The following is a 14451-nucleotide window of genomic DNA, read 5'->3' as shown; positions in this document are numbered from 1 at the left end:
TGTCCTCAGATGAGGACGTGCGAGAGCAGCAGAGCGGACCGGACGCCCAACGCGCCCACCGCACAAGTGAGTTCGAGGCGTTCGTCGCCGGGGCGGCGGGCCGGCTGCTGCACGCCGCGACCCTGCTCACCGCCGAGACCCGCACCGGTAACCCGCACGCCCAGGCCCTGCTGACCGCCGCCCTCGCGCACACGTACGCGATGTGGGACCGGCTGCGCGACGACGACCCGTACGAGCTCACCCGGCGCGACCTCGCCGTCCGTTTCGCGCGCGCCGCCTGGCGGTACCGCGCCGGCCGGGGCGGGTTGCTCTCCGCCCTCCACCCGCGGGAACGGCTCGTCGTCGTCCTCCGGCTGTACGAGGGCGTCGCGGAGGAGCAGGTGGGAGCGCTGCTCGGACTGCCCGAAGCACGCGTCCGCGCCGTCTGCGCCCGCTCGGTCGCCACCCTCAGGGCCGCCGAACGGGAGCGGAACGGGCGCCCCCCGGAGGACGCGCGCCGGGCCGCCCGGCGGCAGAACACGCCCCGGGGGACGGCCGCGTGACCCGCCACCAGGACAAGGAGGAGGCGGTCCGCCGGCTCCTCGACACCCCGCACCCGCCCGTCCCCGCGGACCTCGCCGCACGGGCCGCGAGGCACGGGGCCCGGCGGGCCCGCCGCGACCGGGTGGCGCGACGGCTGCTGTGGACCCTGTTGGTCGTCGCCGTGCTCGTGTTCACGGTGTGGGCGACGGCGGCCCGGCCCTGGGAGGCCCCGCCGGCGGAGACGACGCCACCGCTCGAAGGGTGGTGAGAACGGGCCTAACCTGAAGGCAGGGGCCCGTCTGGAGGTCGTCATGGCCAGGAAAGCAACCGACTGCCGGGACACACCGAGCGTCTCCGGCTGTTCGCTCTACATGTCGGGCGAGGAGGACGAGCTTCTGCGGGCGGCCGTCGCGCACGCAGTCTCCGTGCACGAACACACGGACACACTCGAACTCCGCGAGGAGGTCCGGGCCTCGATGAAGGACCCGATGCCCGGCACCTGAAGGGCCCGGCCGGAGGACCCGCCGCCGGGACCCGGAGGACACCTCTGAAGGACCCGGACGACGCCGCCGAAGGACCCGCAGCCAGGACCCGGGCGGGCGCCTCTGGAAGACCTCGGCCCGGGGCCTGGGCGGCGGGGGCCCCGGGGTTCTGGGGCGCTCGGGGTCCGGCGGTGGGCCCGGGACCCCTTGTCGCGGTCGGCCCCGGGGCCTCCGTACCGTACGGCCGCCTCCGTACCGTACGACCGGGCTACTAGCCCAGCGCCTGGCGCAGGTCGGCGAGCAGGTCGTCGGCGTTCTCGATGCCCACCGAGAGGCGGACGAGGTCGGCGGGGACCTCGAGCGCGGAGCCCGCGACGGACGCGTGGGTCATCCGGCCCGGGTGCTCGATGAGCGACTCGACGCCGCCGAGCGACTCACCGAGCGTGAAGAGCCGCGCCCGGTTGCAGACCTCGACCGCCGCCTCCTCGCCGCCCTCGACGCGGAAGGAGATCATGCCGCCGAAGGACCGCATCTGCTTGGCCGCGACCTCGTGCCCCGGGTGCTCCGGCAGACCCGGGTAGAGGACCTGGGTGACCTTCGGGTGCTGGGTCAGCATCTCGACGATCTTCTCCGCGTTCTCGCTGTGGCGGTCCATGCGCACGGCGAGGGTCTTGATGCCGCGCAGCACGATCCACGAGTCGAAGGGACCCGCTACCGCGCCCATCGCGTTCTGGTGGTACGCCAGCTCCTCGCCGAGCGCCTCGTCCGCCGTCACAAGCGCGCCGCCGACGACGTCCGAGTGCCCGCCCATGTACTTGGTGAGCGAGTGCACGACGACGTCCGCGCCCAGCGCCAGCGGCTGCTGGAGGTACGGCGAAGCGAAGGTGTTGTCGACGACGAGCTTCACGCCGGCCTGACGGGCCACGCCCGCGACGGCCTCGATGTCGGTGATGCCGAGGAGCGGGTTCGACGGGGTCTCGACCCAGATCAGCTTCGTACGGTCGTTGACGGCGTCCCGCACCGCGTCGATGTCCGAGGTGTTCGCCACCGAGAAGTCCACGCCCCAGCGCTCCACGACCTTCGCGAACAGCCGGAACGTGCCGCCGTAGGCGTCGTTCGGGATGACCACGTGGTCGCCGGGCGCGAGGAGCGTGCGCAGCAGGCAGTCCTCGGCGGCGAGCCCTGAGGCGAAGGCGAGACCGCGCCGGCCGCCCTCCAGGGCCGCCAGGTTCTCCTCGAGGGCGGTACGGGTCGGGTTGGCGCTGCGGCTGTACTCGTAACCGCCGCGCAGTCCGCCCACGCCGTCCTGCTTGTAGGTGGACACCTGGTAGATGGGCGGGACGACCGCGCCGGTCAGCGGGTCGGCGGTGTTGCCCGCGTGGATCGCGCGGGTCTCGAAGCTCTGGTGGGAGTGCTGGTCGCTCATGCTCAGGAGCGTAGTGCCGCGCACCCCCCGGCGCCGCGATCGTCTCATCGGGTGTCCTGGACAATGGACACCATGGAGATTCTCTGGTTCCTGATCGCGCTCGGGCTGCTGTTCGGCGTCCTCGGCCCCTACCTGCTGCGCCGCCGGGGCGGCGGGATCCGGTTGGCGGCGCCCGGTTCGCCGGACGCGGCGGACCCGGAGGCGTACGGGTTCGTCCGGCAGGAGGACCAGGACGTACGGCTGCCGGGCGCCGACGACGAGCTCCTGCACGTCCTCGACGTCGTCCAGGCCACCCAGGACTGGCGGGCCGCGTCCCGGCTGCTCGCCGCCACCGACAAGGACGGCGAGGTGCGCTGGCAGCGCGTCCAGGCCTTCGCGGGCGCCGCGTCCCTGGAGCTCCAGGAGCGGCCCGGCGTGGGCGGCGCGTGGCTGCGGACCTGGCGGGCGGAGGCCCCGAAGGACGCGGGCGGCGCGGCCGTCCACGCGGAGTTCCTGGTGCAGCAGGCCTGGCGCTCCTCCGCGGCCGGCACCGACGACTTCCGGATCATCCTGGAGGAGGCCCGGAAGGTCACGGAGGAGGCGGCGCTGCTCGCTCCGGGCGACCCCGTCCCGTACATCACGCAGCTGGCCGTGGCGCGCGGCCTCGGCTACGGCCACGAGCAGTTCGACCAGGTGTGGGCGCGGGTCATCGACCGGGCGCCGCAGCACATGGGGGCCCACCTGGCGGCCCTCCACTACTGGTGCGAGAAGTGGCACGGCTCGCGCGAGGAGGCCGACCACTTCGCGACGACGGCGGCGGCGCGCGCCCCGCGCGGTTCGCTGCTCGCGGCGCTGCCGCTGTTCGCGGTGTACGAGCACGTGCCGGAGGTGGTGCTCGTCCAGGACTTCTTCCGTACGGCGGTGGTGTCGAAGGCGATGGACGGCGCGCTGTACGCGGTGCACTCGGCCCGGCCCGACGACCCGATGCTGGCGCACGTCCGCCATCTGCTCGTCTGGTTCCTGGTGCGGTCGGAGCGCTGGTCGGAGGCCATGCACCAGCTGGTGAAGGTCGACGGGCACGTGGGCGCGGTGCCGTGGACGCTGAGCGGCGACCCGGCGGCGGAGTTCACGGTCTTCCGGAACCTGGCGGTGGCGGGGTACGAGGCGAACGGCGGCAGCCCGGCGACGCTGCCGCGCTGAGCCCGTGCCCGTGGGACGGCGAGGGCGGGGGGAAGGTTTCCCCCCGCCTCCTTGTTGTGTCCACTGCCGACCGTCGAGGAGAGATGCAGCATGTTCCTGTCCCGCACCCCCGTCCTCCCCACCCCCGAGCAGGCCCTGCGCGGCCGTCCCGAGCCCGAGTTCACCGTCCCCGAGCGCCACACCGTCCTGGGCAACCCGCTCCTCGGCCCGTACCCGGAGGGCCTGGAGGTCGCCGACTTCGCCCTCGGCTGTTTCTGGGGTGCCGAGCGCAAGTTCTGGCAGACCGACGGCGTCTGGACGACCCTCGTCGGCTACCAGGGCGGCTACACGGTGAACCCGGCGTACGAGGAGGTCTGCTCGGGTCTGACCGGCCACACCGAGGCCGTCCGCGTCGTCTTCGACCCGTCGAAGGTCTCGTACGAGAGCCTCCTGAAGCTGTTCTGGGAGTCGCACGACCCGACCCAGGGCTTCCGCCAGGGCAACGACGTGGGCACCCAGTACCGCTCGGCGATCCACACCCACTCCCCCGCCCAGGCCGCGGCGGCCGAGGCGTCCCGCGAGACCTACCAGAAGGTCCTGACGGGCTCGGGCCACGGCACGATCACCACCGAGATCCTCCCGGCCGACGAGACCCGCCCGTTCTACCCGGCGGAGCCGTATCACCAGCAGTACCTGGACAAGAACCCGGCGGGGTACTGCGGCATCGGCGGTACGGGCGTCTCGTGCCCGATCGGTGTCGCCGAGGCGCCTGCGGAGTGAGCAGCGGCGTCCTGCTGCCCGACCCGGCGCACGAGCGGCTGACCCGGCTCTGGCAGGCCCACAGGCCTGCCGGGCCGGTGCTGCCCTGGGAGCTGAAGACGGTGCACGGAAGCCGCTGGGTGCGCTTCCACAGCCTGCCGGAGTCGAAGCGCTACGCGGAGGACGAGGCCGAGTACGCGGTCCTCCTCGACCGGTACAACACGGTCCTCGACGAGCTCTACGCGGGCGGAGACGTGTACGTGGTGACCACCGACTGGGCGGACCCCTCCGAGCCGACGGACTGGTCGGCCCACCGCGCTGCCCTCCACCCGGAGGGCACGCTGTGGACCACCCTGGACGACACCGACGACCCGGATCCCGACTTCCACACGCGCTGGTACTTCTACGCCGACCGCCGCCGCTGGCGACGCGGCTGCCTCGATCCACTCCTCCGCGCCGCCGCGGACGACAACCTGCCCGGCGTCTTCATGACGGACACCGGGCTCTCCCGCATCCACCACCCGTACGACGGTGGCGCCGACGTCATCCTCGCCACCCCCGAGGAACGTGACCGGATGAGCGACCGGCACTCCGCCTGGCTGTCCGCACACCCCTCGGGGTACTGAACCCGTAAGACAGCTGAGCCCGACGACTGACGACTGACGGGCCCGGAATCGCCGAATGAGCTTTGGGACCTACGCGCGCAGGGCGCGTGACGAGCAGTTGCCGCCCGCCCGACGGCACACCCGGCGGCGCTGTTGCGCGCGCTCGACACGCTGGAGGCGAGCCGCGCGGCCAGGCTGCGGGAAGTGGCGGCCTTCGCGGTCCGCCGCCGCGCGGAGAAGGCGGCCGGTCTCCGCGTTCCCGGGGGCGCCCCTGTCTTCGTACCGTGGCGGCCCCCCTGGCCTTCCACGACGGCGCCCTCGCGCCTGGGGCTGGTCGCCGCCGTAGCGGACCGCCGGGCGGCGTTCCTCCGGATCCCGCACTCCGATCCCTCGCTGCTCCCCGACGACCGGGCACGGGGACTCGCGGACCCGCACGGGCGCCTCGACGCCTGCGGGGCGGCCTGTCTCACCGCCCTCGGGCGGCCGGACGACCCTACGCGGGACGCGTCGGCCGTCGAACTGGCCGATACGGTCGCAGGCATCCGCCGCCACGTCACTCCGGGGTACGCGCCGCTGAACGTGCCCCTCCCGCAGTGGCTGCGGTTCGCAGAGCTCCTCGCTTGCGCGACGGCGTTTTCCCGTACCCGCTGACTACACTCGGGGGCATGGGTTCGTTCTACTTCTTTCTCTGATTTTGGCCGCGGACACGGTCTGACCCGCTGATCCGGCGCCTCCTGGGCGCGGCAGTGGTGGTCCCGGTGTTCCGTTTCCCGGCCCGAACGCCCCCCAGCCCTCAGGGAAAGATCCCATGCGCGACCGCGCCCAGTTGACGTTGAACGACGTCTCCAAGTCCTTCGGGGACCGCTCCGTCCTCGAACAGATCACGCTCACCGTCCGCCCCGGCGAGAAGGCCGCCGTCATCGGCGAGAACGGCTCCGGGAAGTCCACGCTGCTCCGGCTCCTCGCCGGTGTCGAAGTGCCCGACAGCGGGCAGGTGACCGTCCGTTTCCCCGGCGGCGTCGGGCATCTCGCGCAGACGCTCGCCGGGACCTTCGGCCTCGGCCCCGAGCACACCGTGCGGGACGTCGTCGACGCGGCGCTCGCCGAACTCCGCGCCATGGAGCGGGAGATGCGGGCCGCCGAGGAGACGCTCGGCACCGCAGGACCCGAGGAGCTCCTCGCCTACGGCGAGCTGGCCGCCCGGTTCGAGGAGCGCGGCGGCTACCAGGCCGACGCCGCCGTGGACGCCGCCCTGCACGGGCTCGGCCTCGGTCACGTCCCGTACGGGCGCCACGTCGGCACGCTCTCCGGCGGTGAGCGGTCACGGCTCGCCCTCGCCTGCGTCCTCGCCTCCGGCGCCGAACTGCTGCTCCTCGACGAACCGACGAACCACCTCGACCGGGCCGCCGCCGACTGGCTGACGGAACGGCTGCGCGCCCACCGCGGCACGGTGGTGGCGGTCACCCACGACCGGGGCTTCCTGGAAGGGATGGCGACGACGGTCCTGGAGGTCGACCGGGACACCCGCGCGGTGACCCGGTACGGCGACGGCTGGGCCGGCTACCGGGTGGCGAAGGCCGCGGCCCGGCGCCGCCGGGTGCGGGAGCACGAGGAGTGGCGGGAGGAGCTGGCCCGCGCGGAGGAGCTCGTGGCCTCGGCCGGGCAGCGGCTCGCGGGGGCGGGGAAGGACCCCCGGCAGGGTTTCGGAAAGCACCGCCGCTCGCACGAGAACAAACTGTCCGGGCAGGTCAGGGCGGCGCGGGTACGGCTCGAACAGCTGCGGAGGTCACCGGTACCGGCCCCACCGGAGCCGCTCCGGTTCACCGCCCGGATCCCGACGGCCGGGCCCGTCGCCACGGGGGCTCCGGCCGGTCCCGGACCGGCCGGTCCCGGACCGGGCGGGGTGCTCCCCCTCGCCGACGGCGTGCTCGTCGAGCTCTCCGACGTCGTGGTCGGTGACCGGCTGCGGATCGACAAGCTCCGGATCTCCGCCGGTGACCGGATCCTCGTCTCCGGGCCCAACGGAGCCGGGAAGACGACCCTGTTGCGGGTTCTCGCCGGTGACCTTCCGCCCGACAGCGGCACCGTCGTCCGGCCGGGCCGGGTCGGCCACCTGGCCCAGGAGCTGCCCGCCGTACCGTCCCCCGAGCCGCTGCTCACGGCGTACGCGGCGGGCCGGCCCGGTCTGCCCGAGGAACACGCGGAGGAACTGCTCGCCCTCGGTCTCTTCCGGGAGGAGGACCTGACCGTGCCCGTGGCCCGGCTCTCGGTGGGCCAGCAGCGCCGGCTCGAACTGGCGCGCCTCGTGACCCGGCCGGCCGATCTTCTCGTCCTGGACGAGCCGACCAACCATGTGGCGCTCTCCCTGGTGGAGGAGTTGGAGGAGGCCCTCGCCGTCTTCGCGGGCGCGGTGGTCGCGGTCTCCCACGACGACCGCTTCCGCGCGGGCTTCGGCGGCGACCGGCTCGAACTCCGCTCAGGCCGTCCCGTGTGACGCGGCGCGCAGTGCCGCGGCGGTCGTCGCCGGGTCGTAGTCCTCCGGTACGCCGTCGATCAGGAGGACGTCTCCGGTCATGTGGCGGGTGCGCAGGGGGATCAGGGCCCGGTAGGCCTCGGAGTCGTACCAGGTCCGGGCGTCCTCGTACGTCGGGAAGCCGATGATCACGAGGGCGCCGGGCCACTCGCCCTCCTTGACCTCGCGTTCGGGGGCTCCGTGGACGAGGAAGCGGCCGCCGAAGGGGTCGAGGGTGGCCTGGATGCGGTCCATGTAGGTGAAGACCTCGTCGTCGAGGACGGGCTTCGGCTGCAGGTTTCCGATGGCGTATGCGGTCATGACGCAAGGGTGCCGGGGCATGGCGCCCGGGGTCGATTACCCCGGAGGTCATGCCCCGGCAGCCGCGTGCGTCAGGTCGGTCAGATCGTCGACGCGTCGATCACGAAGCGGTAGCGGACGTCGCTCGCGATGACCCGCTCGTACGCCTCGTTGATCCGGTCCGCGTCGATCACCTCGATCTCGGCTCCCAGGCCGTGCGCCGCGCAGAAGTCGAGCATCTCCTGCGTCTCGGCGATGCCGCCGATCATCGAGCCCGCGAGGGTCTTGCGGCCGCCGATGAGGGAGAAGAGGTTGAGCGCGACGGGCTCCTCGGGGGCGCCCACGTTCACCAGGGCGCCGTCCGTCTTCACCAGGCTCAGGTAGGCGCCGAAGTCCAGCGGCGCGGAGACCGTGGAGATGATCAGGTCGAAGGAGCCGGCGAGCTTCGTGAAGGTCTCCGGGTCGCTCGTCGCGTAGAAGTGGTCGGCGCCCAGCTTCAGGCCGTCCTCCTGCTTCTTCAGCGACTGGCTGAGTACGGTGACCTCCGCGCCGAGCGCGTGCGCGATCTTGACGCCCATGTGGCCGAGGCCGCCGAGGCCGACGATCGCGACCTTCTTGCCGGGGCCGGCCTGCCAGTGGGCCAGCGGCGAGTAGAGGGTGATGCCGGCGCAGAGCAGCGGGGCGGCCTCGTCGAGGGCGATGCCCTCGGGGATGCGCAGGGTGTAGTTCTCGTCGACGACGATGTGGCTGGAGTAGCCGCCGTAGGTGGGCTCGCCGTTCTTGTCGAGGGCGTTGTACGTGCCGGTCCCGCCCTGCGTGCAGTACTGCTCCAGACCCTGCTCGCAGTACGCGCACTCGCGGCACGAGTCGACGAAGCAGCCGACGCCGACGCGGTCGCCGACCTTGTGCCTGGTGACCCCGGGGCCGGTCTCCGTGACGATTCCGGCGATCTCGTGGCCCGGGACCATCGGGAAGATGCCCTCGCCCCAGCCGTCGCGCGCCTGGTGGATGTCGGAGTGGCAGATGCCGGCGTACTTGATCTCGATGAGGACGTCGTGCTCGCCGACGGCCCGGCGCGGCACGGTGGTGCGCTCGAGGGGGGCGTTGGCGGCGGGTGCGGCGTAGGCGGGGACGGTGGTCACGTTCGTGGTCATGTCCTCGAGCCTGCCGGACCGCTCGGACATCACCCAGCCACCTGTTCTGCCTACGACCGGCGTGCCTACCACTGGCAGGGTCAGGAACGTACGTCCGGCGGCCGGGCCCGGCGGCGATAATGGGGTCGTATGGACCCCAGTGCAGAACTCAGCGAATTCCTGCGCTCCCGGCGGGCCCGGCTGAAGCCCCAGGACGTCGGGCTGCCCGAGTTCGGGCGGCACCGGCGGGTGCCGGGGCTGCGCCGCGAGGAGCTGGCGCAGCTGGCGGGCGTGTCGGTGGCGTACTACACCCGGCTCGAACAGGGCAACGGCCGCAACGTGTCCATGGAGGTCCTGGACGCCATCGCGCGCGCCCTGCGGCTGAGCGACACCGAGCGGTCCCATCTGACGCACCTGGCGAAGCCGACGGTGAAGAAGCGGCAGCGGGCGTCGATCGCCCGCCCCCAGCAGGTGCGGCCGGGGCTCACGCACCTCATCGACTCGATGGACACCGTGCCGGCCCTGGTGCTCGGCCGGCGTCTCGACCTGCTGGCGTGGAACCGGATGGCGCGGGCGCTGCTCGGCGACTTCGCCGCCTGGGAGCCGCACGAGCGGAACATGGCCCGGATGGTGTTCCTCGATCCGAACGCGCGGGCCCTCTATCTCGACTGGGAGTGCAAGGCGACCGAGGTCGTGAGCGTGCTGCGGCTGTACGCGGGCTGCTATCCGGACGATCCGCTGCTGCTCGCGCTGGTGGGCGAGCTGTCGGTGAAGAGCGAGGAGTTCCGCTCGCTGTGGGCGGCGCACACGGTGGCCGACAAGGGGCACGGGACGAAGCGGCTGCGGCATCCGCTGGTGGGTGAGATGACGCTGGCGTACGAGTCGCTGAAGGTGGCGGGCGGCGATCCGGACCTGGTGCTCGTGACGTACCACGCGGAGCCGGGGACGGCGTCGGCGGACGCGCTGCGGCTGCTCGCGCAGTGGGGTGTGGACGAGCCGGTGGACGTACGGGAGTAGCCGGTCTTTCCGGCTGGGGCCCGTACACGCGCGAAGGCCCCCTCCCGGTGCGGGAGGGGGCCTCGGTCGTACGTGTGCGGGTGCAGACCTCGTACGGGATCAGACCGCCGAGCCGGCCTTCCAGTCCGCCCAGCTCATGTTCCAGCCGTTGAGGCCGTTGTCGGGGGCGATCGTCTTGTCCTTGGAGTTCTTGACGATCACGACGTCACCGACGATCGAGTGCTCGTAGAGCCAGGCGGCCTGCTGGTTCGGGTCGCCGGCGCCCTTCACGTCGTTGAGGCCCACGCAGCCGTGGCTGGTGTTGGCGGAGCCGAAGATCGAGTCCGGGCCCCAGTAGTTGCCGTGGATGAACGTGCCCGAGGTGGACAGGCGCATCGCGTGCGGCACGTCCTTGATGTCGTACTCGCCCTTGCCGTCGTCGTCCGTGAAGCCGACGGTGGCGCCGTTCATCCGGGTCTCCTTGAACTTCTCGGAGATCACCATCTGACCGTTGTAGGTCGGGTTCTCCGGGGAGCCGGCGGAGATCGGGATGGTCTTGATCGTCTTGCCGTCCTGGGTGACCGTCATGGTCTTGGTGGCGACGTCGACGGTGGAGACCTGGTTGCGGCCGATCTTGAAGGTGACGGTCTTCTGCTGGACGCCGAAGACGCCGTCGGCGCCCTCGACGCCGTCGAGGTCGAGCTTGAGGGTGACGGTGGAGCCCTCGGTCCAGTAGTCGTCGGGGCGGAAGTCGATGCGCTGGGAGTTGAACCAGTGCCCGACGACCTCCTGGCCGCTGCTGGAGGAGACGGTGATGCCGCTCTGGACGGCCTTCTTGTCGGTGATCGCCTTGTTGAAGTTGATCGAGACCGGCATGCCGACGCCGACGGTCGAGCCGTCCTCGGGCGTGAAGTTGCCGATGAAGCTGTTGGCCTTGGAGACGGTGGTGAACGAGGAGTTCTCGTGGGCCTCCAGGCCGGCCGCGTCGCTGGCGGTGGCGGTGATCTTGTAGACCGTGGCCCGCTCCAGCTGCTCGCTGGGCTTCCAGCTGAGGCCGTCGGCCGCTATCTCGCCCTTGACCGCGGTGCCCTCGGCGGAGGTCATGGTGACCTCGGTGAGCTTGCCCTTGGCGACGGTGACCTTGGCGTCGTTGTTGATCGACGCGTTCTGCGTGCCGCTCTTGGGCGAGATGGTGATCTGCGCCTCGGACGTCTTGGCCGCCTCTGCGGCCTCGTCGACCTGTGACTGCGACGGTGGGGTCGGGGATCCGGAAGCGCTGCCGCCCTTGTCGCCGTCGCTGCACGCCGAGAGCACCATTACGCCGCCGAGCACCGCGGCCGCGACCGCCAGGCCCCTGCGGCGCTTGCCGTCCGTCATCACACGCATCTCCATCGTCGCCGATTCCCTGCCAACACTTACCTGAATACCCATGACACCCCGTCCGGTTCCAGAACCCGGCGGTATGTGGGGAACACCACTGATCGACACGCACGGGTGGTACATCCGGTTCCCGGAGCGGGAAAAGACCCCGGGACGGTGTCCCGGGGCCTCCGGTCAGGGCGCTCTCCGGTCGGTGTGTTCTCCGGTCAGGGCGCTCTCCGGCCTCGCGGCCGGCGGACCTCGTGCCTACGGGCGGTCGTCGTCGTCTTCCTCCGCCCCATCTTCCTCGCCGAGGTCCCACTCCAGCGCATCGGGGTCGTACTCGACCTCCTCGCTGCTCCAGGAGGCCTGGACCATCTCGATGCCGGGGACGTCGCGGATCAGGTCGAAGGGCTCGACGAGGTAGGCGAGGGCTTCGGCGCTGTCCTCGCGCGCGGCGGCGCGGGCGTGCGCCCGCTCCTCCTCGGGCATGAACTCGTCGTCGCCGATCCGGGCCTCCGCGGCCTCGGCCAGTTCGGCGGGGCCGTCGATCTCCAGGACCACATCGACACGAAGGCGTACATAGCGTGCTGTCTCAGAAGTACTCATGGGTCGGAGCGTAGGGGCGGGGGGGCCTCGGCTTTCCCACGACCCGCTGTGTTCATTAGCATCGGCGCACCGACCAATTCGCGGTTTCCGCAAGGGGGATCGAAATTTCCGTGTCCGCCGCCCGACGCCCACTGCTGACCGCGACCGTCGCGGGGACGCTGCTGTGTGCCCTGTGGTTCGTACCGTCCGCCAACGCCACCGACGAGCAGGGCGGGGTGCGCATCGGGGTGACCCAGGACGCGCCCGCCGGGGGCGGGGGGCTGGCCGAGACCGGGGGCCTGGGCACCGTGCCGTACCTGCTGGGCGGGACGGGTTTCCTGGGGGTCGGGGCGGGTTTCGTGGCGCTCGCGATGAGGCGCCGGGGCCGGGCTTCCTGAGGTCCCGGGATCCCGCGCACGACGGAAGGGCCCGCCCCGGGTGACCGGGACGGGCCCTCGCTCGTGAAACGGCGTCAGGCCAGCGGGCCGGTGACCGGCTCCACCGCGGCGACCAGCTTCCCTTCCCGTACGAAGGCGTCGGCGGCCGCCAGGTCGGGGGCGAGGAACCGGTCGGGACCCGGGCCCTCGACGCCCGCCGCGCGCAGCGCGTCGATGGCGGCCCGCGAGGCGGGGGCGGGGGTGAGGCCCTCGCGGAGCTCGACGCCGCGGGCGGCGGCGTACAGCTCGACGGCGATGATCCGGTTGAGGTTGTCGATCGCGGTGCGCAGCTTGCGGGCGGCGGACCAGCCCATGGAGACGTGGTCCTCCTGCATGGCGGAGGACGGGATGGAGTCGGCGGAGGCAGGGACGGCGAGCCGCTTCATCTCGCTGACCAGGGCGGCCTGCGTGTACTGGGCGATCATCAGGCCGGAGTCGACGCCGGCGTCCTCGGCGAGGAACGGCGGCAGGCCGTGCGAGCGGTTCTTGTCGAGGAGCCGGTCGGTGCGGCGCTCGGCGATGGAACCCAGGTCGGCGGCGGCGATGGCGAGGAAGTCGAGGACGTACGCGACGGGGGCGCCGTGGAAGTTGCCGTTGGAGGCGACGCGGCCGTCGGCGAGGACGACGGGGTTGTCGACGGCGGCGGCGAGCTCGCGCTCGGCGACGAGCCGGGCGTGCGCCATGGTGTCGCGGCCGGCACCGGCGACCTGCGGGGCGCAGCGCACCGAGTAGGCGTCCTGGACGCGGGGGGCCTCGCCGGCCTGGAAGTGGCCGGTGAGGCCGGAGCCCTTGAGCACGGCCAGCATGTTGGCGGCGGAGGCGGCCTGGCCGGGGTGGGGGCGGATGGCGTGCAGCTCGGGTTCGAGGACCTTCTCGGTGCCGAGGAGGGCTTCGAGGGAGAGCGCGGCGGTGATGTCGGCCGACTTGTAGAGGGTGTCGAGGTCGGCGAGGGCCATGATCAGCATGCCGAGCATGCCGTCGGTGCCGTTGAGGAGGGCGAGGCCCTCCTTCTCCTTGAGCGCGACGGGCGCGATGCCGTGCGCGGCGAGCAGCTCGCCGGCGGGCTTCAGGACGCCGTCGGGGCCTTCGGCGTCGCCCTCGCCCATCAGCGTGAGGGCGCAGTGGGAGAGCGGGGCGAGGTCGCCGGAGCAGCCGAGGGAGCCGTACTCGTGCACGACCGGGGTGATGCCGGCGTTGAGGACGTCGGCCATGGTCTGCGCGACCTCGGGGCGGACGCCGGTGTGACCGGACGCGAGGGTCTTCAGCCGGAGGAACATCAGGGCGCGCACGACCTCGCGCTCGACGCGGGGGCCCATGCCGGCGGCGTGCGAGCGGACGATGTTGCGCTGGAGCTGGGCGCGGAGCTCGTGGCTGATGTGCCGGGTGGCGAGCGCGCCGAAGCCGGTGGAGACGCCGTAGACGGGCTCGGGCTTGGCGGCGAGCGCGTCGATGACGCTCCGGGCGGTGGCGAGCGCCTGCACGGCCTCGGCCGACAGCTCGACGCGGGCGCCGTGGCGGGCGACGTCGATGACGTCCTGCGGGGTCGTGCCGGACGTGCCGAGGACGACTGTCTGCATATCCATATTCAGCACCCTACGGATTGAAGACCGACATGTCACTAGGCGACTTCGTCACCGTCCGGACGGGGAACGGACCCTTACCGTTCCGATGATCGCCGGTCGGGTGCCACTCCGCCGCCCAGCGGCGCCGGGACCCCCGGCGGCATCGGGGCCGGCCCGCCACCGGGCCCGGGCTCAAAGCCCCCTCCCCCAGGGTGACCACACTGCCGCCCACCGCTCCCCCAAGGGGTGCCCTGCACGCCCGCTCCGATCACTTCCCGCGCCCGCGTCCAGGTCTCTTCCGGGGCGAACGCCGGACTTTCCCAGGTCGTCGAGGTCAACGCGCCCCTCCCCCGGTACGCGCGCATGATCGCGATGTGCGGCGGCCGGGCGACGAAGGCCTGGAGGGCGGCCCGGTCGCGCCACACGGCCACCGCGCCGCAGCGGCGCGCCAGGGGCCGCGCCCACAGCCACGTCCCGTACGCCCCTTCGAGGTCCGGTCGGCCCGCCGCGAGCCGTCGGGCCGCGCGGTGGACGCCCGACAGGTCCCCGATCCGGTCGAGCCGGAAGTCGGTGACGCCGACCAGGACCGGCCCGCCCTGCCCCTCGTACGGT

General features: G+C 72.4%; 16 protein-coding genes. 10 read left to right on the top strand and 6 right to left on the bottom strand.

The features are described from left to right. Positions 1-17 precede the first annotated feature (17 nt). The 3 genes from ACFWUY_RS12020 to ACFWUY_RS12010 are packed head-to-tail and all read left to right on the top strand — an operon-like array spanning position 18 to position 1025. A complete protein-coding gene (locus tag ACFWUY_RS12020) occupies positions 18-542 on the top strand; it encodes a sigma factor-like helix-turn-helix DNA-binding protein (protein ID WP_384105911.1) in 525 nt (174 codons plus the stop codon). Further along, on the top strand, positions 539-790 hold the full coding sequence (locus ACFWUY_RS12015; RefSeq protein WP_384105908.1) for a hypothetical protein: 252 nt from the start codon (positions 539-541) through the stop codon (positions 788-790). The genes ACFWUY_RS12020 and ACFWUY_RS12015 overlap by 4 nt, the downstream gene beginning before the upstream one ends. A 43-nt stretch (positions 791-833) precedes the next feature. Further along, positions 834-1025 (top strand): DUF1059 domain-containing protein, encoded by a 192-nt coding sequence (locus ACFWUY_RS12010; protein WP_384105905.1) that lies wholly within the window; start codon positions 834-836, stop codon positions 1023-1025. Between the two features lie 250 nt (positions 1026-1275). Here ACFWUY_RS12010 and ACFWUY_RS12005 read toward each other — a convergent pair whose 3' ends face one another. Further along, positions 1276-2430: a cystathionine gamma-synthase gene (locus tag ACFWUY_RS12005; protein ID WP_384105902.1), complete on the bottom strand. Its 1155-nt coding sequence runs from the start codon at positions 2428-2430 to the stop codon at positions 1276-1278. A 72-nt stretch (positions 2431-2502) separates the two neighbouring features. Between ACFWUY_RS12005 and ACFWUY_RS12000 the strand changes: the two genes are divergently transcribed. From ACFWUY_RS12000 to ACFWUY_RS11980, 5 genes are all read left to right on the top strand, one after another. Beyond that, positions 2503-3609, top strand: a complete 1107-nt coding sequence (locus ACFWUY_RS12000) for a hypothetical protein (protein ID WP_384105899.1) — start codon at positions 2503-2505, stop codon at positions 3607-3609. Between the two features lie 90 nt (positions 3610-3699). After that, complete coding sequence (msrA, locus tag ACFWUY_RS11995) at positions 3700-4368, top strand: peptide-methionine (S)-S-oxide reductase MsrA (protein ID WP_384105896.1); 669 nt, start codon at positions 3700-3702, stop codon at positions 4366-4368. Further along, on the top strand, positions 4365-4973 hold the full coding sequence (locus ACFWUY_RS11990; RefSeq protein WP_384105893.1) for a hypothetical protein: 609 nt from the start codon (positions 4365-4367) through the stop codon (positions 4971-4973). The genes msrA and ACFWUY_RS11990 overlap by 4 nt, the downstream gene beginning before the upstream one ends. A 132-nt stretch (positions 4974-5105) precedes the next feature. Continuing rightward, positions 5106-5603: a hypothetical protein gene (locus ACFWUY_RS11985; protein ID WP_384105890.1), complete on the top strand. Its 498-nt coding sequence runs from the start codon at positions 5106-5108 to the stop codon at positions 5601-5603. A gap of 157 nt (positions 5604-5760) precedes the next feature. Beyond that, complete coding sequence (locus ACFWUY_RS11980) at positions 5761-7446, top strand: ABC-F family ATP-binding cassette domain-containing protein (RefSeq protein WP_384105887.1); 1686 nt, start codon at positions 5761-5763, stop codon at positions 7444-7446. Here ACFWUY_RS11980 and ACFWUY_RS11975 read toward each other — a convergent pair. Together ACFWUY_RS11975 and ACFWUY_RS11970 are read right to left on the bottom strand one after the other, a co-directional pair. Next, positions 7429-7785 carry a DUF1330 domain-containing protein gene (locus tag ACFWUY_RS11975; RefSeq protein ID WP_384105884.1) on the bottom strand — a complete coding sequence of 119 codons (357 nt, stop codon included), beginning with the start codon at positions 7783-7785 and terminating at the stop codon, positions 7429-7431. The two genes, ACFWUY_RS11980 and ACFWUY_RS11975, sit on opposite strands and share 18 nt — an antisense overlap. Before the next feature lie 80 nt (positions 7786-7865). Further along, the gene (locus ACFWUY_RS11970; protein ID WP_384105881.1) at positions 7866-8918 is read right to left on the bottom strand and encodes an NAD(P)-dependent alcohol dehydrogenase; all 1053 of its coding nucleotides are present in this window, start codon (positions 8916-8918) and stop codon (positions 7866-7868) included. A 129-nt stretch (positions 8919-9047) separates the two neighbouring features. Between ACFWUY_RS11970 and ACFWUY_RS11965 the strand changes: the two genes are divergently transcribed. Continuing rightward, positions 9048-9914, top strand: a complete 867-nt coding sequence (locus tag ACFWUY_RS11965; protein ID WP_384105878.1) for a helix-turn-helix domain-containing protein — start codon at positions 9048-9050, stop codon at positions 9912-9914. 99 nt (positions 9915-10013) lie between these two features. Here the strand turns inward: ACFWUY_RS11965 and ACFWUY_RS11960 are convergent, their stop codons facing one another. Together ACFWUY_RS11960 and ACFWUY_RS11955 are read right to left on the bottom strand one after the other, a co-directional pair. Further along, on the bottom strand, positions 10014-11285 hold the full coding sequence (locus tag ACFWUY_RS11960) for an Ig-like domain-containing protein (protein WP_384105874.1): 1272 nt from the start codon (positions 11283-11285) through the stop codon (positions 10014-10016). A gap of 234 nt (positions 11286-11519) precedes the next feature. Then, on the bottom strand, positions 11520-11861 hold the full coding sequence (locus ACFWUY_RS11955) for a hypothetical protein (RefSeq protein WP_384105871.1): 342 nt from the start codon (positions 11859-11861) through the stop codon (positions 11520-11522). A gap of 110 nt (positions 11862-11971) precedes the next feature. On the opposite strand from ACFWUY_RS11955, the gene ACFWUY_RS11950 reads away from it, so the two are divergent. After that, positions 11972-12238, top strand: coding sequence for a hypothetical protein (locus tag ACFWUY_RS11950; RefSeq protein WP_384105868.1), 267 nt, complete (start codon positions 11972-11974; stop codon positions 12236-12238). A 74-nt stretch (positions 12239-12312) separates the two neighbouring features. Here the strand turns inward: ACFWUY_RS11950 and hutH are convergent, their stop codons facing one another. Continuing rightward, positions 12313-13854 (bottom strand): histidine ammonia-lyase, encoded by a 1542-nt coding sequence (gene hutH / locus ACFWUY_RS11945; RefSeq protein ID WP_384106097.1) that lies wholly within the window; start codon positions 13852-13854, stop codon positions 12313-12315. Positions 13855-14451: the final 597 nt, after the last annotated feature.

The sequence above is a fragment of the Streptomyces sp. NPDC058664 genome (assembly GCF_042716635.1).
GTDB lineage: Bacteria > Actinomycetota > Actinomycetes > Streptomycetales > Streptomycetaceae > Streptomyces.
Note: the sequence above shows the minus strand (reverse complement) of the source record. Positions and strands in the feature narration are given on the sequence as shown.